The 18,908-nt window shown below is 40.1% G+C and carries 12 protein-coding genes and 1 pseudogene; 6 read left to right on the top strand and 7 right to left on the bottom strand.

Annotated features, from left to right (window positions below):
- Nucleotides 1-23 precede the first annotated feature (23 nt).
- Nucleotides 24-824, bottom strand: a complete 801-nt coding sequence (locus V7K79_RS12675) for a DNA adenine methylase (protein ID WP_442938918.1) — start codon at nucleotides 822-824, stop codon at nucleotides 24-26.
- 270 nt (nucleotides 825-1,094) lie between these two features.
- Here V7K79_RS12675 and V7K79_RS12680 point away from each other — a divergent pair, with 270 nt between their 5' ends.
- A complete protein-coding gene (locus tag V7K79_RS12680; RefSeq protein WP_273763134.1) occupies nucleotides 1,095-1,274 on the top strand; it encodes a high light inducible protein in 180 nt (59 codons plus the stop codon).
- A 102-nt stretch (nucleotides 1,275-1,376) separates the two neighbouring features.
- Here V7K79_RS12680 and V7K79_RS12685 read toward each other — a convergent pair whose 3' ends face one another.
- The 4 genes from V7K79_RS12685 to V7K79_RS12700 all read right to left on the bottom strand — a co-directional run bounded on the left by V7K79_RS12685 (nucleotide 1,377) and on the right by V7K79_RS12700 (nucleotide 9,542).
- A complete protein-coding gene (locus V7K79_RS12685) occupies nucleotides 1,377-2,468 on the bottom strand; it encodes a hypothetical protein (RefSeq protein ID WP_335048085.1) in 1,092 nt (363 codons plus the stop codon).
- Between the two features lie 117 nt (nucleotides 2,469-2,585).
- The gene (locus V7K79_RS12690; RefSeq protein WP_335048088.1) at nucleotides 2,586-5,558 is read right to left on the bottom strand and encodes a molecular chaperone; all 2,973 of its coding nucleotides are present in this window, start codon (nucleotides 5,556-5,558) and stop codon (nucleotides 2,586-2,588) included.
- 549 nt (nucleotides 5,559-6,107) lie between these two features.
- A complete protein-coding gene (locus V7K79_RS12695) occupies nucleotides 6,108-6,944 on the bottom strand; it encodes an Rpn family recombination-promoting nuclease/putative transposase (RefSeq protein WP_335048090.1) in 837 nt (278 codons plus the stop codon).
- A gap of 63 nt (nucleotides 6,945-7,007) precedes the next feature.
- Nucleotides 7,008-9,542 carry a proteasome protein gene (locus V7K79_RS12700; RefSeq protein ID WP_335048093.1) on the bottom strand — a complete coding sequence of 845 codons (2,535 nt, stop codon included), beginning with the start codon at nucleotides 9,540-9,542 and terminating at the stop codon, nucleotides 7,008-7,010.
- Between the two features lie 983 nt (nucleotides 9,543-10,525).
- On the opposite strand from V7K79_RS12700, the pseudogene V7K79_RS29985 reads away from it, so the two are divergent.
- The 4 genes and pseudogenes from V7K79_RS29985 to V7K79_RS12725 all read left to right on the top strand — a co-directional run.
- A pseudogene (locus V7K79_RS29985) lies at nucleotides 10,526-13,750 on the top strand (PAS domain-containing protein); the annotation flags it as partial.
- 370 nt (nucleotides 13,751-14,120) lie between these two features.
- Nucleotides 14,121-14,843: a cyclase family protein gene (locus V7K79_RS12715; RefSeq protein WP_335048100.1), complete on the top strand. Its 723-nt coding sequence runs from the start codon at nucleotides 14,121-14,123 to the stop codon at nucleotides 14,841-14,843.
- 106 nt (nucleotides 14,844-14,949) lie between these two features.
- Nucleotides 14,950-16,446 (top strand): aldehyde dehydrogenase family protein, encoded by a 1,497-nt coding sequence (locus V7K79_RS12720; protein WP_335048101.1) that lies wholly within the window; start codon nucleotides 14,950-14,952, stop codon nucleotides 16,444-16,446.
- 97 nt (nucleotides 16,447-16,543) lie between these two features.
- Nucleotides 16,544-16,804: a hypothetical protein gene (locus V7K79_RS12725; RefSeq protein ID WP_335048103.1), complete on the top strand. Its 261-nt coding sequence runs from the start codon at nucleotides 16,544-16,546 to the stop codon at nucleotides 16,802-16,804.
- A 145-nt stretch (nucleotides 16,805-16,949) separates the two neighbouring features.
- On the opposite strand, the gene V7K79_RS12730 is transcribed toward V7K79_RS12725, so the two are convergent.
- Both V7K79_RS12730 and V7K79_RS12735 read right to left on the bottom strand, forming a co-directional pair.
- Nucleotides 16,950-17,327, bottom strand: a complete 378-nt coding sequence (locus V7K79_RS12730; protein ID WP_335048105.1) for a transposase — start codon at nucleotides 17,325-17,327, stop codon at nucleotides 16,950-16,952.
- Nucleotides 17,328-17,529: 202 nt separating this feature from the next.
- Nucleotides 17,530-18,045, bottom strand: coding sequence for a helix-turn-helix domain-containing protein (locus tag V7K79_RS12735; protein ID WP_335048108.1), 516 nt, complete (start codon nucleotides 18,043-18,045; stop codon nucleotides 17,530-17,532).
- 266 nt (nucleotides 18,046-18,311) lie between these two features.
- Between V7K79_RS12735 and V7K79_RS12740 the strand changes: the two genes are divergently transcribed.
- Nucleotides 18,312-18,617: an HNH endonuclease gene (locus V7K79_RS12740; protein WP_335048111.1), complete on the top strand. Its 306-nt coding sequence runs from the start codon at nucleotides 18,312-18,314 to the stop codon at nucleotides 18,615-18,617.
- Nucleotides 18,618-18,908: the final 291 nt, after the last annotated feature.

Here is an 18,908-nt window from a genome sequence, read left to right on the forward strand (position 1 = left end):
TTCTTCAAATAAAGTTGAACTTCCTAATTAGTAATGAATAACTCTTTTCCTTTAGCCGCACCACTCTGCTTATAGTTATTCATGCCATACTGCAATTCCCATGCTGAGATATTAGCCCATTGAAAATTTTCTCTAATTTGCGGTGAGTCATCGTAGGTAATTAGCCAGCGATAGTGGCATTGTTGCAAAAGTTCAGCAAATCTCTGATGTTGAAAACAAGTGTGCAAGTCACCATCTTTACCGTATAGCTTTGATTTAGTAGCACTATAATATGGCGGATCTAAAAATAAAAATACATCTTCTCCTTCTATTTTTAATAGGTGGCTGTAATCCAAATTAGTAATTTGCACATTTCTATCCAAAATATATTCTAATTTTTTTAATCTTTCTATTGAAGAATCAGTAAATCTTTTATGGAAAGCTTCTTGGGAAAAACCACCTGATTCTACAGTTCCACTAAAAGTAATTCTATTAAGGACGAAAAAACGAACGGCTCTTTCTAAATCAGATAATTTATTGACATTTACACTGGTCAATTCTAAAAACAATAATTTGCCATCTGTATACTTTACTTTAATATGGTGAATTTCTTTAACTAACTGAGCTATATCAGATTGGGCAAATTTCCAAAATAAGAAGAGTTCGCGGTTTAAATCGTTAATCCAAATTTTGAGAGCGGGAAACTTTTGTCTTAAATAAATGAATACAGAACCACCACCCACAAAAGGTTCTCGAAATTCCGAAAAGCTCTCTGGTAAATATTCAACTATTTGATTTATTGCTTTCGACTTACCACCAGGATATCGGAGAGGACTTTTGAGCATAAAAGTAATTTTTATGGCTTAAAATATATTTAATTATTCAAATATTGTACAGTTACTTTTTATTTATCGCTGTGCCAAATTAATATCATCCAGGGTATGAAGCTTGAACTCTTTAGCTAGCGATCGCAAACCGTCCAAGATGATATTATGTGCCCGTAATATCTCTTGCTGAATTTTATCTAGAGTTTATGTTGCATTTTTGTAAAAGTCTGTTACATTACTTTACAGGCAGTGATAACTGTTACAACATAAAAGCTCGGAGTGTTATTTATGGCAAACGTTAAGAAGACTACACCTTCGGTTTCAGAAGATCCTAATGCTTTGCGCTGGGGCTTCACTCCTCAGAGCGAAAACTGGAACGGTCGTTTTGCAATGATTGGTTTTTTATCTGCTGTTCTACTTGAAGTGTTTTCTGGTCAAGGAATTTTACACTTTTGGGGCATCCTTTAGATTTAAACGTTTTTACCTTCGTTAGATTATGAGGCAAGGCGGGGATTAGTAAAATTGTCTGCCTTGCTTTGTAATCTCAAGAATTAAAAAACTTGCCAGCAACTACCTTGATGAACGAAATATTACACGACCTGGAGATTCTTCTTGATTAATTCGCGCATATACTCGAAGACAAGTTAAGACTTCGCCAGGAATACCACCACAGTCTAGTTGTAAATCATCCTTAGATACAGCACAGATATCTGCATAAAGTCCCGATAATTGCCGAATTCGCACTTCATTACCTGCATTAATTGCTTCATCAGCAACTTTCTTTAAAATGCGCCGTGATTCATGTTGTAGCTTTCCCCACCAAGAATATCGTTCAGCTGGTGGTACGAATACTAGGGAATGTATTGCTTCGTCTATATCAATCCAGACACGGAGAATTGATAGGGGATCGGTATTTTTCTCAGCTTTTTGGGTACGTTGGAAGCGATCGCTTAAAGCATTAATATATTGATCGCGCTGTTCTGGTTTGGAGTGCAAGGAAATAACATCGAAGCTAAAAACGCTCTTTAAAGCATGATGTAAATCTGGGTCTATTTCGATAAAATTCATATATAAAAATAGGAATGCCGCTGGTAAATCAGATATATTACCTTGAGTAACTAAAGGATTTGAAAGTGGTTGTTGATACAAACTTAATCCCTGAGTTTGAACAGTACCACTAAGACCAGGGTAAATAATTTCGTCGCGGATAAAGGGAAGTTGATAAAGGTTAGAATTATCTGCGATCGCACCAACTTCTTGAGCTAAATCTAAGGTGCGCTGTCGCCAAGTTGCAGCTAAATCTTCTGGGACTCGTAGCAGTTTACGTTGAATTTCATTCCATAAATCTGAATCTGTTTGGCTTTGCAGTTGGGAATTACCCAAATAATAACTGAGTTCTGTGTCAGAATCAAAAGCTTCTCGGAGGTGACTTAGTTTTAACTCATCTGGCGCATCTTCCCAATCAGTATTTTGCTGTAGCAGTGCAGGTTGCAACAGGCTATGAAGTTCTTGCAGCACCTCATCACATATTTTAGATCCTGGATCTAGTGGTAATTCTGTGTGAGCCTGATTCAATGTAGCCTCTAGTCCATACAAACTAAACCGCAGTAATTGGGCTAACTCTGAGTTTTCTATCTCTAATAATTGACGCAAGTACTGCATAAATATCACCTCCAAATATTACCTGTATGTGATTCGTAGCAAATTAAGCTTGGCAAACCTCTGCGCCCCTTTTTGTTTAAAAATATTAATTTTTTCAACGCAGAGGAAGGCAAAGGTTTAATGTATGCCGCAAAAGGGATCGCGTTCTTTATCAACTTCATTAGGTTGTAACTCTAATTCAGCACGATAAACGCATCCTTCCTCTTTTAAGGATTCTTGATTTTGTGATGTCCAGTAAGGCACTTCGCCAGCGTGCATCCTTAAAATACCTTGATCGTCGAGAGTTACACGATATTGGCAAGGGTAATCTGTAGTTACATCTGGTTTGCTGAGTGCGCCAATTCTGATCCATTTTTTGCTGTTTGTTTCAGCATCTGTTTGATAAACATAGAAAGTGTGCTGTCCAGTTTGGGGAAATGGAGGTAAAGGATTACTAATTAATCCAATTCCTGGTTGCGTCACCCCATCGCGCAAATAGTGAAATTTATGAAACGTTTTACTACCATCATTTCCGACTTCAAATACAAGATGATAAGCATCTGGTTGATCGACAGTTGCTGACTCAATCACATTGACGGCAATATCACCATCATTTAAGTCTTTATTGAAGCGTTCTACAGCAATATTCCAGTTTAATTTTCCATCAGCAAATAGCGCAGAAGTTTCTGAAACTACCGATTCTAAATCAATGCCAGAAATGTCAATTAAATAATGGGGATTTCCTTGACAAAGCAATACGTTAAATTCGAGGGTTTGGTCAATCTCAAACTGAATTTTGATTTTCTTCAGAAATTCTACTTCTGGTATTTCCAGTTGATTCATCAGATTTTTACCGTCAAAGCTTCCCCAAAGTCGTAAATCTCCTTCTTCGTAATCCTGACGGTAGATAATATTAGTTAATTGTATGCCTTGCCAATGAGTACGAACTTTTGCAACAGTTTCCCAAGGTGCAAGTTGATAGAGTTCTTGTCCAGCTTTGAATATAGTTAGTAAATCGTTACTTTGGGTTTTGCGTTTGAAATTGCAGGGCAAATAATAAAACAGGTTTTTGACATCAATTTCTAGCTGATTGGCTCCCTTACGCAGCAAGCTTTTAGACTCTTCTGGATCGAATCTCAATCTTCGTAACTTTTCGGCATAGCAAGCACCAGCAGAGGTTGCTAGCTTGGTAAATTCCAACACAAAGGTAATTCGTTCTGGATTCCAGACAAAATATGGAGATTTACTAAATTCTTGATAAATTTGGCGCTGTACTATGTCCAAATTACAAGTTTTACCAGACAAAATTAACCAATCAACTTTTTGGGAATTCCAACAATCTTTGGTGAGATCATCACGACGCAAACGACTTTCCATTAATCCTTTGGCAATCCCGATCGCTTCTTTAATTCCCGAAGCGGCGGCTCGTTCAAATTGCTGGTTATCTAAGGTGACGCAGATATTATTTGGATCTTTAACTTGCAATTTAACGGCACTTTGGGTGAGCAATTCAGAAATTTGCTGCTCAGAAAGTGTGAAGATTAATAAAGAATTGTCGGCTGTTGGTTGCCCAAGTTTCAGTTTAGCGGCTTCTGCATAATCCCAGAGAATATAAAAAGATTGCAGACGTTGAGGTGATTGTTGCCAACGACTAGGCAATATTTTTTCAGCTGTGTCAAGAGCATCTTTGTAAGCAATATCGCCTTCTGGATTCTCTCTATCCAGACATTTTAAAAGACTGCCAGTTTTGAATTTACCTTGTTCTAAGAAACGCTCATTTAATTCAGAGTTAATTAAATCTTCTAGCTTTTCGCTTTCTAAATCACCGATTGTTACTGCTGTCAACAAAAAGTCTGCGATCGCAACTTTTAATAATCTAAAGATTCGCAGTGTAATTAACTCACCACCTAATTGTAAATGACCAGATGAACCTAATAGTTTGGGAGTGAGTTTATAATAACGTCCTCCTAAACCTCTGTCTTCATAATCGGCAAAAGCTGGGGTTTTATCTTCCAAAGTTAGTTCAATTAAAGCTAAATCTGTAGTTCCGCCGCCAATATCCAAGACGAGGACATTTTGTGACCATTTGTTTCCTACTTGGCGACAACGGGTTTTGAATGACTCAATCCCAATGTTGAGATTACCGCCAAATTCTCGCCATAAAAAGAATATTGCTACAGAAACGGCTTCATCATAAGCAGTTTGTACATCATCGATCCCCAACTGCTCAACTAATTCCTTAACTTCTTTGCGAACAACTGGTGGGGCGACTGTTGGGTAAGTGACAACTGCTGTTAAAAAATCTCCTTCAGAAAATCTGCGTCGTGCGTGTTGGCGGTAGTCTTCAGTTAACTCGATTAAATGCGCCCAAGCAGATTGGATTAGTTGGTTAGCGGTGATTGTTTCTTCTTCACCATCTAAAACAACTGAAAACGATCGCTCTTGACCAAAATAGCGTTTGGGTGAATGGTGAAATCTGCTGATAATTTCCTTTAAAGAACCGCTTGTACCTTGAGCAATCGCTTTTTTTCGGTTATCTCTAGCTTCCCTTCCCATCCGCAGTTTTAAATCCTCTAAGTGCGAAATTTCCGACTCGCTGGGAATTTCCGTATCGCGGCGATCGATATCCAGCACAACTGGGATCAGATTTTGCGACTCTAGGGTAGGGACGCGGAACACCTCATGATAAATTTGGTAAAGTTTTTTGCTGACAGCCCGGCGGAATCTCTCGCTGTTTCCTAAAGAAAGTTCAATTTGGCGAATTGCTTCTAAAAATCGCTCTTTATTATCACTTTCAAATACTTCACTCAATTGGCTGGGTTCTATCTCCAGGTTTTTGCTAATTTCTACAATGAACTTTTCCCAATCATCAGCGCTGACATCTGGTAAAGCGACTGAGGCGGGAGAACTTAACCATTGTGATAAGCGATCGCGCAACCGTATTTCTTGTTCTTTTGGTAAAATTTCGGCGATTGGTATTTCAATTGGATCAAAAAGTGTCACTGTCGAATTTGACGTACCAAAATCTAAAGCAAACCATCCTGGAAATCTTTTTTGTTGTTTCTCATTTGGTTCTTGTTCGCTATATTTGTTGAGTTGAAAAGGGTTCATTAAAGTATCACTTTTTGTTGTTTGTTTTAGCTGGCTAAAAACTGTAACTTGGTATTATAAAATTACAAATTTAGAGAACCCTTATGGTAAAGACATTTCGTCTTTGGTCTTGTACCACTGATTCTCTTTAGCACTAGCTTTTTTATTTGATGCGATATTTACGGCTGGCTTTACCTACGCTTTTATATAAAAAGGATGTAAATATAGTCCAAACTAGGCATGATAGGCATTGCTATAAAAATTACCGCAATTACTGAGTTGATGTTGAAGATTCTTGCTCAGTTGCAAGTCTTACTTGTTCGATTTGTTTGATAGTTAAATCAAGTAACTGGGCAACCTCTTCTATAGAAATACCATAAGCTAAGAACCGAGGTGTAAGTTCAAGTTTTGCTTGTTCTCGTCCTTTTTCTCGTATTTCTTATAGTGCTTGTTTTAGTCCTTCTTCTTTAGCTTCTTGATAAACCCTAGTTTCTTGTAACTTAATTTCAAGCATCGCCTCTGCCTCTTCACTATTTAAGTTTGCAAATTTATAACCAGTAATTGTTGTGATTACTCAGCTGCAAGCCTTACTTGTTCAATGGTTAAATTAAGTAATTGGGCAACATCTCCCATCGACATACCACTAGTTAATAACTGAGGTACAAGTTCAAGTTTTGCTAGTTCTCGTCCTTGTTGTAGTCCTTGTTGTAGTCCCTGCTGTAATCCCTGCTGTAATCCTAGTTCTAGTCCCTCTTGTTTAGCTTCTTGATAAACCCTAGTTTCTTCTAATTTAACTCCCAACATTGCCTCTACCTCTTCACGACTTAAGTTTGCAAATTTATAAACAGCGATTGTTGTGATTACATCTATTATCTCTTTCTTAGCCAAGACAGTTATCTGTTCTTGTTGCACCCGCTCAATTAAACGTTTCGCTTCTTGCACCATTTGAGTCTCTGAGGCTATAGTCAACTGCATCAAACTGATACCTATTCTTTGCTCATCAGGACTACCTAACTCATCTAGATAAATTCGTTGTACTTGAGAACTGTTCAGTAACGATCTGTGAATAGTGGTGTTTTTCGGTTCCAAGCTGCGAGATTGTAAAATAATTACTCCGTACCAGTCATCGTAAAGCGACGGGTTACGATACATATACAGCATGGATTCGGAAAAAAAGCGATGGTACAGTAACTCATCTCTTTGAAATTGTACCTCAGCAAAAAAGATCGTCTGAGATGTTGCATTCGGTGGAGGTAAAAATACCCCATCAATCCGAAATGTTGGTTCTTTAACTTCAACTGATTCAAAGCGATAGCTAGCAGCTTCTACTGGTGGCTGTTCTACTAACTCAAAAAATAATCCTGGGACACGCTTAAAAATTGTATAGAAAATTGCATCACGTCTCACAAATACATCCTTATATTCCTACTTGATTGCAATCAGTCATTTTGTAAATTGGCTGATTTCAAATCAATCTGAGTGAGAAACTGCGGCGATTTCTGAAATAATCTGTAACCAAGTAGGAATTTGAATCTCAGATGGCAATTCTCCAGCTGCAAAATATCTTAGCAAAGTTTCTTTTTTTGAAAGGTTTTGTAGACTTGGAATAATTTGATCCAAAATGCCTTCTAATTCGGAATTAATTTGCTGATTAACTTCGCTAACATACTGCACAAGATGCAAGCTGGCACTAGCAGTAATTTCATCTCGCAGTCGCAGTACTAAAAGTTGGTGATTGCTCGCTCTGGGTAAGCCTTGGCTTTTCTCTGGTGCCCAATCAAAGATTTGACCAACGTTGTGTTTATCGTCTTGACGTGCTAAAGGAAAGATAATTTCGGGTGCAACAGTTTTTTCTTTACTACTGATTTCAGCGATAATTGCTTCTTTCCATTCGTTAGGCTCACATCCTAGTAATAATTTGTAAAAGAGATCCGCATCTTCAAAACCAAATTTTTCTTCGATTTCTTGTTCCATTTCTGGGTGGAAAAATGCCTGTAATTGTTCGCGTTCTGGGGCAATATAATTCGATAATTGACTTAATAAATCTACCACTGCTTGCTGAATGCGATCGCGAGCGAAATCTTCTACTTCTTTAACGGTTTTCTCAAAGACTGGATAAAAATCATCACTCTTAGTTGGAAGGGAAGTATTTACGCGGTTTCCCCGAGCGAATAATTTTCCGGCTGCACCTTTAGATTCTGCTAGAGCGATCGCTCCATTATTAGCTTTGTTAAAGAGTAAAGTCCACTGGTTCCAATTAAGGATTCTAAAGGTAAGTTCGTCTTTTACTACATCGCTGACAACAATACCGCGTCGGTCTTTAAGTGGTTCTTTGCCAATATCTTTTTGGAAATTTCTGTAGATTTTATCTAAGCTTTCCACCAAAAAACGCAATTCGATAAAAGCGGGACTATCGCCTGTGGGGATGCCTTGCTCGTGAATTTCATCTATGATGTCTTTCAAGTGATCTTGTTGTTGACTCACCACATCAGCAGCTCTTTTAGTATCTTCATGCAGTTGCTTCAGACCATGAGTAGCTACGTGAGTTTGAATTAATTCCCGCAGCTTACTAAGTCCCCCATCTTGAACAAAGTAACCCAACTGTCTGCCCAAATAGCTACGGGTATTAGATTCTAGTAGATGTTTACTTAATAGCTCCCATTTATCTTGTAGCCGTATAGACCGATCTAGATAATCAGGATAGTCCAAGTTAGCCAAAAACTCTGGCGATCCAGCTTTGACTGTAGTAGAACGTTTTGCCAATTCAGCCAATCCCAACAGTGGCGACAGTAAAACGATGCGGTCTTTTTGGGTTGTAAACGCTTGTGCGCCATCAATGGTAGTTTGCAGAACTTTGAGTTTTTGAAGAACCGTTTCTTCCTGCAAATATGAGCTATCTTCAATCAATTGATCGAGTTCTCTTTCGCCACCCTCGCTATCTAGAGGTAATTGATCGAAGCGACCCACACCGACGAGAATTAAATCTTTCAGGTCTTGTCCTGGTCGCTGCTGCTGCATCATGGTGAAGATTTTATTGGCGCGATCGCTCCCAGGAGATTTACCATTTAGCAATACCAAAATCGTCTGTACTTCTGCCAATTCTCGCAATGACAAAAAAGTATCCCTAGCCCCCGAATTAGCAGCCCCCAATCCCGGAAAGTCGATGAGAATAAATTTAGCTGCATCTGCAAAATCCCAAATTTCCCGTGAGATTTTCACATCGATATCTACGCGGCGGATCAGTGGAAAGCTGTTTTGTAATAACTTTGTTGGTAGCCTCTGGGGTGGACTCGGTAATCGGATATGCGCTGGAGGTAGATCCTCGAATTTCAAAGTTTGGATTGCCATTGGCTGTTCAACGAGCTGTAGCCCCTGACGAGCGGTGATAGCATCAATTTGGTAATGCCCACCACACATAACCTCTCCATAAGCTTGATAAGCCCGCAGGAATAATACCAACTCTCTCAGTAAATAACGTAGTTCTAAATTGTTACTCCTATTCCATGCTTCTTCACACCAGCTAATAATATCGTCGCCAGAATTGAGTTTCGATACTGGTATAGGAGGAAGCCCTGCTGCTGTTGTTCGTTTATTGGCTTCCCCTAGCATGAAGCGTAGACACTCATGTACTCCTTCATGAGAAAGATACTCTACTGTAAAGTTACTTAATTGAGTGGTTGCAAAATCGTTTTGCGGAATAATATGTATGGCGGTAACATTACCTGTAGTGGGGTTTTCACTGACTGGCAAAGCATCTGCATATCCAATTAAACTGCCTAAAAGTAAGGTTTTTCCACTACTAAATTCCCCCATTACCCCAATTTTCACAGGCGAAGTTGCCAGATCTACAGTTTTCTGGGCAGCCGATCGCAAACGAAGAAGACAGTCATCAAGACTAGCTGGAACCCAATCTTCTTGTTTAGAAGGGTACTGGGGCACAGAATCTATCTTTCGGAGGATGAATTCGCCGTACTCCTTAAAACGGCCTAGTTGATCTGGTTCCATAAAGTAGTTTCCGCCTAACATTAATTTCTGTGAGCTTTATAACATATAAAATGCAATTACCAGCCATTGTTGCAGCCAGTTGATATCACATTTAGCATTTCTCTCATTTACTTTGCGATTTTGCTATAGCAATCCTAAATCATTCATGAGATTTGCGAATTCTGTTTTTGTTCTCTTTTTCCTGGCCTACTTCTTTAAGAGATGCTGCGCGTACACTTAGTATCTCTTAGAGAGACAATTCCTCATCACCCAGATTTTTCATAACTCAGATAGAATTATTGCTATATAAGGCATTTTGACTAGTTAAGACAATTTAAAAAAATTAGGTTTTGCTGGGAAAAATAAAAAAGAATACATCCATCATCATCTAGGATTACAAATAAATAAAGTTGGTTTTTATACAATTAATTGGTTGAAAACTGCTGATTACAGATGTGGCGTTCAAACTCTTTTATACCCTTGATTTTAAGTCCTGTTAGATCCATCAGCCAGATTCTAATTCATGCTGAATTCTTCTTGATAAAAAATCAATATTTATTTGGGATGAAAATCTGGATTATTGTGAATTTATGATAAAGATGTAAACGCCTTGCAGAAAATCATAGAGTTCCTGTAAAGCTAAATCAGGTTTTTGAGCAATGTAATTACATAGCTAAGATGAATTTATCAGGAATTTCAAAAACCAACAAAGTCAAATAAGCTATTTGATATATATAGTTTGAATTTCAAAAAAATATTGAGGTTAATCTTAATGATAACTTCAGGTTTTTTTCAATTTATTTACAGGAAAAGAGGGATTACTGCATATATAAAAACAAATAAAGTATTAAGATAGTTAAGAGGTCGGTATAAACAAGATTATATCCATATATTAAGAAATTATATTTTTAGACTATCACCTTAATAATTTAGGCAGAGCAGGCAGGCAAAAGTGTTTTCTCAAAAGGTGCAGAACTACGTTAAAAAAATCATAGTTAAAGAGGATGAAAAAGTATTTTGTCAGCAGGCGGATATTACTCCTTTGATGATTTGGATGTCTGGATGCAATGCACTTTACTGTTACTTCAATTCTAATTGGCTAAAATTTACTGGAACACGTATAACAACAGCCGCGTTTGCACCAGAAGAGGAAATAGGCAATATTTGGACTGGTAGCGTCCATCCAGAAGATACACAGCGATGTGAAAATATATACTTGAGAGCATTTGCGACGCATGATTCCTTCCAGAGGCAATATCGCCTGCGTAGATCTGATGGCGAATATCGCTGGATTTTAGATACAGCCGCGCCACGATTTGCAGCAGATGGTAGCTTTGTCGGTTACATCGGTTATTGTGTCGATCTTACAGAAGTGCCGACAGTGATAAGTCATGGTTCCTTAACAGAAAGCTGCTTTCTATCTACAAATCCCTCTCGTCACTTACGTAAAATTACAGATATAGAACAGGCAACAGAATTAGCAAAAGCATTAGAGCAGCTGCAAGCTGAAATTATCAAACGTCAAGCAGTTGAAGCACAGTTACGCCAAAAAACATCAGAATTTGCAGCCATTTTGCAAGTGCTTCCTGATGTGTACTTTCGTCTTGCTGCTGATGGAAGTATTCTGGATTACAACCCAGGAAAGATGCCGATAGATATTCTACCAGGAGATTGTCAGGGCAAGAGTTTACGAGAATACTTACCAACTGCTGTAGACGATCGCTTCGACCAAGCAATAACTCAAGTACTTGAAACTCAATCTGAAGTCAGTTTTGAATATACCTTACCTTTATCACCAGAAAATAAGAATTTTGTAGCTAGGTTATTACCATTACCAGACCAGCAAATCATAGTTTTGATCCGCGACACCAGCGACAATATTCAAGCAGCCTTAATAGAAAATGATGCTAAGTTCCGCAGCATTGTGGAAAACGCCAATAATGTTATTTTTGCGCTGACACTTGAAGGGACATTTTCCTACATTTCTCCTAACTGGACTGAGATTCTTGGGCATGAGGTTGCAGAGGTTGAAGGTAAGTCTTTTATTCCGTTTATACACCCTGATGATGTGCATATCTGTGCCGATTATTTTCAAAGAATTTTAACAACAAGCGAAAAACAAAAAGCAATTGAATATCGAATTAAATACAAAAATGGTAGTTGGCGATGGCATACAAGCAATTCATCTGCGATTAAAGACGCTAATGGCAATATTTTGTACTTTGTTGGTATTTGCTATGACACCACTGAGCGTAAAGAAGCAGAAGTCGCTCTAGCAGAACGAGCGCGTTTAGCAAATTTTCGTGCCGAATGTAGACGCGGCGTTGACTCAAAGTGACAGCTTACAGAATATGATGCGTCGATGCACTGACGCCTTAGTTGAACATATTGATGCAGCCTTTGCTCGCATCTGGACGCTGAACAAACAAGACAACGTATTGGAGTTACAAGTCAGTTCTGGGATGTACACCCATATTAATGGGCCTCATAAATGTGTGCCAGTTGGTCAATTTAAAATTGGTTTGATTGCCGAAGAGGGCAAAGCCCACTTAACTAATTCTGTGCAGACAGATCCTCGCGTAGGTAACAAAGAGTGGGCACAGCGAGAAGGTATGGTTGCCTTCGCTGGCTATCCTTTGATTGTTGAAGATGAAACTGTGGGGGTGATAGCCATGTTTGCCCGCCAAACAGTGACAGAATCAACTTTCACAGCATTGGAATTTGCCGCCCAAGAGATTGCTATTGGTATCAAGCGCAAACAAGCAGAAATTGCACTCAGAGAAAGCGCCCAACGAGAAGCACTCCTCAATCGTCTTTCTAATCAGATTCGAGCTTCTTTGGATCTCAATTACATTGTGGAAACCGCAGTGCAGGAGATTCATAACTTATTCCAAATCGATCGCTGCGTCTTCTTTTGGTATAGGCAAGACGCTGATGTACCCTACTGGGAAAGAGTATATGAGGCGAAAAGTTCCTTTTTACACTGTCTACTTAATCAACAAGAAGCAACTAATGGAGAAATCGAACTAATCGCAGCCAAAACCTTGAACGGAGAAATCATCCGCATTGATAATGTCAAGACTGTGGGCGATTCCATAGCACAGCAGTTTTTGCAGAATTTTGGTTTCACTGCATTTATGTCGTTGCCCGTACACACCCAATCAGGCGAAATTGGTGCATTTAGCTGTGGTTATTCTAATGGCTTTCGTTCTTGGCAGAATAACGAAGTAGAATTACTACAAGCAGTTACAGTTCAACTTGCGATCGCCATTGACCAAGCTAAACTTTACACCCAAAGTCGCATCACCGCCCAAACTGCTCAAGACAAAGCCCAGCAACTAGAAGCAGCACTCCTAGAACTTCAACAAACTCAAATGCAACTGATTCAAACTGAAAAAATGTCCAGTTTAGGACAATTGGTTGCAGGTATTGCCCACGAAATCAATAATCCCGTCAATTTTATCTACGGCAATATTAGCCACGCCCGTGAATATACTAAGGATTTGCTGCACTTAGTAGAACTTTATCAACAGAGTTACAGCCCACCAACACCAGAGATCGATCAACAAATCAATACCATTGATTTAGACTTTCTCAAGCAAGATTTACCCAAAATTCTAGAGTCTATGAAGATGGGATCTGAACGCATTCGGCAGATTGTCCTATCTTTACGCAATTTTTCTCGCCTTGATGAAGACGGTACAAAAGCAGTGAATATTCATGAAGGTATGGATAGCACTTTGCTGCTATTGCAAAATCGCCTAAAAGCGAAACCGGGACATCCCGAAATCCAAGTAATCCGCGACTACGGCAACCTACCACCAGTAGTGTGTCACGCTGGACAGATGAATCAGGTGTTTATGAATTTGTTAACAAATGCGATCGATGTTTTAGAAGAGGAAACGGGGACTGGGGAAAAGTTTTCCAAATACCTAATACCCAATACCCAATGCCCCATACCCACAATTCGCATTCGCAGCCTCATTCAAGAAGACCATGTAATCATTAGAATTGCTGACAATGGCCCAGGCATGACTAAGGAAGTGCGCAAACGCATATTTGACCCCTTCTTCACTACAAAACCTGTGGGTAAGGGCACGGGTATGGGATTATCAATTAGCTACCAAATTGTAGTCCAAAAACACGATGGAAAGATCCAGTGTATTTCAGCACCAGGAGAAGGCACCGAGTTTGTTGTGATGATTCCACTAAAGCAAGAACCCTCAACCTAGATATCAAACAATAGAGATGTGAAGTAGAAACGTAGCACTGCTACATCTTTATAGGGGTTCTAGATAACGCATATTTAATTTCTGGAGATATATAATTTTAATCTAAACTTAATCAAAAATTAACCTAATAGTTGTTAACTGAGATCAACTCACTTTTTGCTGCAACATTTGAACCCCCTCAATAACCTAAAACCTACAGGAATTAGGGGGATTATTTCTTCTAGTATAGGGAATTAGGTTTAGAAAACGTTGTAATGGTGGTACTAGCTTTGCGTAGGCGTAGCCCAACCCAGAGGATGTACACAACGAGCTACACCTACGCACCTTATAAAAAAATCCCTGAGTATAAATAAAATAGAAGGCTGGGATGATACAACCGCAAAGTCAAAATAGTATCACCTACACACGCGTTATCCATTTAAGTCATGTAATTGACGTAGATATTCCCCAATGGTCTGGAGATCCCACAGTAGAATTTGAAACTGTGGCTGAACTAAATAATGATGGCTATTACCTGCGGCGTTTCTCTTTGGGGGAACATAGCGCTACCCATATCAACGCCCCTAACAGTTTTCATAGTTATGCTTTGGGAATTGACCAATACCCAGCCCAGTCTTTGGTTGTACCTGCCGTGGTCATAAATGTTTGTCAAGCTACAGCAGTTAATCCTGATTATGCCCTGACTATGGCTGATGTTTTAGCTTGGGAAGCAGAAAACGGTGATATTTCTCCTGGTTGCGTAGTTATACTGAATACTGGTTGGCAAAAAAAGTGGTTCGATAAAAGTGCATTCCTCAATCATGATGCTCAAGGGATTCCCCACTTTCCTGGATTTGGTAGCGAAGCGACTCAATTTTTACTGGATGAACGGCAAATAGTTGGGGTAGGAATTGATACTCATGGTGTAGACCCCGGACAGGATAATAGTTTTACGATTAACCGCTTAGTTTTAGAACAGCCGCGCATTGTGTTAGAGAATCTGACAAATTTGGATCAACTGCCACCGAAAGGTACTACTCTAGCGATCGCAGTTCTTAGATTACGTGGTGGTTCTGGTTCTCCTGTGGGAGTATTGGCGTTCGTGCCTTAATTTTTATATCGATATTTGCTGATTGCGTCAATTTCCTAAACTTGAGGATAACCTAGAAAGCAAATCTTAATATACAAGTTTCAGTGGATCATCGGAGATTTTCAAAATGACAACTCCGCTATCTTGCCGCAATTATATAGATGGCCAATGGTTGAGTGCTATAGAGGAAGCAACTTTAGAAAGTCGCAACCCTGCGAACAAAACCGAAGTCGTTGCCACATTTCCCCGTTCTCAAGTTAAAGATGTAGATACAGCAGTAGCCGCCGCCCGTAAAGCCTACCAAAGTTGGCGCAAAGTCCCAGCTCCAGCGAGGGCAGAATACATCTTTCGCGTTGGGGAAATATTACTTCAGCATAAAGAAGAACTTGCCCAATTAATCAGTCGGGAAATGGGTAAACCCTTGACGGAAGGTAGGGGAGATGTCCAAGAAGGAATTGACTGTGCCTTTTATAGTGCTGGCGAAGGAAGGCGACTATTTGGGCAAACCACACCCTCAGAAATGTCCAATAAATTCGCCATGACTGTGCGGATGCCCATAGGAGTCTGTGCCTTAATTACTCCTTGGAATTTCCCGATGGCAATTCCTTGCTGGAAAGCTATGCCAGCCTTGGTTTGTGGCAATACAGTCATCCTCAAACCCGCAGAAGATACTTCCGCCTGTGCAACTAAATTGATTGAAATTTTTCAACAAGCAGGTTTACCACCAGGAGTAATTAACTTAGTGCATGGTGTGGGAGAAGAGGCGGGAAAAGCTTTAGTTGAGCATCCCAATGTTGATTTAGTATCGTTTACCGGTTCTTCAGAAACGGGTGCTTTTGTCGGCGCGACTTGTGGACGCACTCACAAGCGTGTATGTTTGGAAATGGGTGGTAAAAATGCTCAAGTGGTGATGGAAGATGCCGATTTAGAACTTGCCCTTGATGGTGCAGTATGGGGAGCTTTTGGCACAACTGGGCAACGATGTACGGCCACTAGTCGGCTGATTTTGCATCGTGATATCAAAGAAAAATTTACCGCTATGCTTTATGAGCGTACCAGTAAGTTACGCTTGGGTGCTGGCACTGACCCAAATACAGATATTGGCCCGATAGTCAATGAAAAGCAACTCCAACAAGTGAGAAAGTATTTGGATATCGCTCGTGAAGAAGGAGCAAAGGTTTTAATTGGTGGAGAAATTGCCAGTGAAGGCTCATTGAAAAACGGTTACTTCTTTCAACCAACTATTTTAGATGATGTAACTCCTGATATGCGCGTTGCTCGTGAAGAGATATTTGGGCCAGTAGTGGCATTAATTGAGGTTAGCTCCTTTGAGGATGCGATCGCAATTCTCAACGATAGCAATTATGGTCTTTCTTCTTCAGTTTACACCCGCGATATCAATCGGGCTTTTACTGCCATGCGCGACATCGAAGCAGGTATCACCTATATTAATGGCCCGACTATTGGGGCAGAGGTACACTTGCCCTTTGGTGGTGTGAAACAAACCGGTAACGGACACCGCGAAGCTGGAACTACTGCTTTGGATGTTTTCACAGAATGGAAAAGTGTCTATGTTGACTTCTCTGGAAGTTTGCAACGCGCTCAGATAGATAACCGCAGTTAATTATCTGCAAATATTAACTCCAGGGTTCGCGGGAGTGACTCCAGGGTTCGCGGGAGTGGCTTCAGGGTTCGCGGGAGTGGCTTCAGGGTTCGCGGAAGTGGCTTCAGGGTTCGCGGAAGTGGCTTCAGAGTTGACGGCAGTGACTTCAGGGTTGGCGGGAGTGACTTCAAAGTTGACGGCAGTGGCTTCAGGGTTGACGGGAGTGACTTCAGGGTTGATGGGAGTGGCTCCAGGGTTGACGGGAGTGACTCCAGGGTTGATGGGAGTGGCTCCAGGGTTGGTTTTGTTTGCTGCGATCGCTAATTCTAAAAACTCGTTGCCAGCAAAGCAATCTTTGAGTGTTGCTATCGCTCTTTGATGCCATTTTTTCAGATTAGCTGTGCGATCGCCTAATTATAAAAACTCATTACCAGCAAAGCAATCTTTGATCGCTTTACTCGCTCTGACAAATAAATCTTTTTGTTTTGCCCATAGACGCAAAGAAGACCGCAAAACAACTACTTTTATACCAATTTAATATGAAGCTGCATAGAAAAGAGCTTCATATTAAAGTTATAAGAAGAGATAGATATTACCTGCTCAAGTGTAAGTTGGTCGAATATCTCTTGGATGCGATGCCTACGGCGGGCTACGCCTACGCGTAAAGTTTGTAAAGAAGAGAAAAGCTGATTTTTGAGTGGTTTCTTGAGGAGTTGCCAAAGCCTTTCAATGGGATTGAGTTCAGGGGCTGAAGGTGGTTGAAACAGAGGAATAATAAATTCTTGCCAACGAATCACTGAACTTGTATGAGCAGGAGCTTGGTCAACCTGTAAAATAGCGTAATCTCCACCTAATTGTTGAGATAGCCAGTCCAAAAACTGTTGAAAACACTCGCCATTCAATTTCGGATACTCGTAATGTTATGGTCTCCAGTCAATGGTTCAATTGCACCATAAATCCAAAAGTTTTCCCGTGGCCATTTCACCTCAACCGTGGGCTTGACTCCTGAAGCTGTAATCACTTTTCCTGTAAGAGTTTTCAGTCCAACCCTAGTTTCATCCTGACACAGGTAGCGAACACATTTGCCGGGTGCTAGATGTTCTTCTAGACAATTGAGTATGATACCGAGTTTTTTTTAAACTCAGATACCAACTTTTCATCCTGCTTATAGCTTTGAGGACGTGGTACTTTTAGTTTTGCCCCTAATCGATATCGAACCAACGCATAAACTGTTGCATATTCAATATCTTGCCCATGTTCTTGTTTCAACCATTCAACTATTGCACCATAGCTGGCAAACCCTTTCCCCATTTTTAACTCCTCTAAGAGTGCTGCGATCGCAGCGTTATCGATTTTCTGCTTTGCTCCTGGTGCTTTCTTGATTTCTAATAAGCCTGAGAGCCCATTAGTTCTGTACTTCTGCAACCATCTCGTGACCGTTGAAGTATCTCGTGCCAACCGTTTTCCGATTTCTTGCTGTTCCTTTACTTGTCCGCTTTTGATCCACCACAACATAATAAGTTTTTCTTTCTGGTTTCCCAAGTTGGCTGTTTGCAGACGTTTTTTTAGTTCTTCTTCGCTCTCTGCGATTTCAATCTCAAAACGACGGCGACGGCTCATGAGTATTCAAATCTATCAAGTTTGCTTTCATCTATTATATGCAGCTTCATATTAAATTGGTATTAGTTGGTAAGCATCGAGCAAAGTACTCATGAGTAAAGTCTCGACTTAAAGATGTGTTTGAATCGTCGTCACTCTAAACCAGCGAAAAGGCTAATACGCTGGAGCCAAAAGGCACAGGATAAAGGAGTTGGCAACGTTAACGCGTGACCAATATGCACTTCCAACAAACCCGGCGAATAGCATCACTCTAGAAAGTACACAGTATGGGTGATAATCCAGAAATGCCAAAAAGGATTTCAAAACTCCTGAAAAAGCAAAAAGGCAAGTGTACCCACTGCGAAATGTTTTTCCGTGAAGACGATGTGATGGAAGTTGACCATATCATCCCGAAATCAAAAGGTGGAAAGGATGAGTATAAAAATCTTCAACTTCTACACAGACATTGCCACGACACAAAGACAGCCAAAGATGGCAGTCCTGGCACAAAATATGGCTATAACAGTGCCGAGCCTAAGCCCACCAGAAAACTTGAAAAAGTCACGGAAAAATGGGTAATGAGGTATGCGTGATAAGCACCAAATCATTGAGGAGCCGTGTGAAGGGAAACCTTCAAGCACGGTTTTGAAGACCAACGGGGTTGGTGACAACCTCGTTGAGTTTAATACCTTAATCGGCAGTGCCACCGTTGCAAATTATCAAACTGCACTAAGTAAGTCGGCGGGAAAATTTATAAGTATGTAACGAAAACTTAACCAATTTAACTCTAGTTAAATTGGTTAAGTTTTGTACTGTAGTTTCCTCTTTCCCCTCTGGCTTGAACACCATCAATTACTGCGTAGGCAAGGTCTAACTCATCATCA

The organism is Nostoc sp. (genome assembly GCF_036917575.1).
GTDB lineage: Bacteria > Cyanobacteriota > Cyanobacteriia > Cyanobacteriales > Nostocaceae > Nostoc.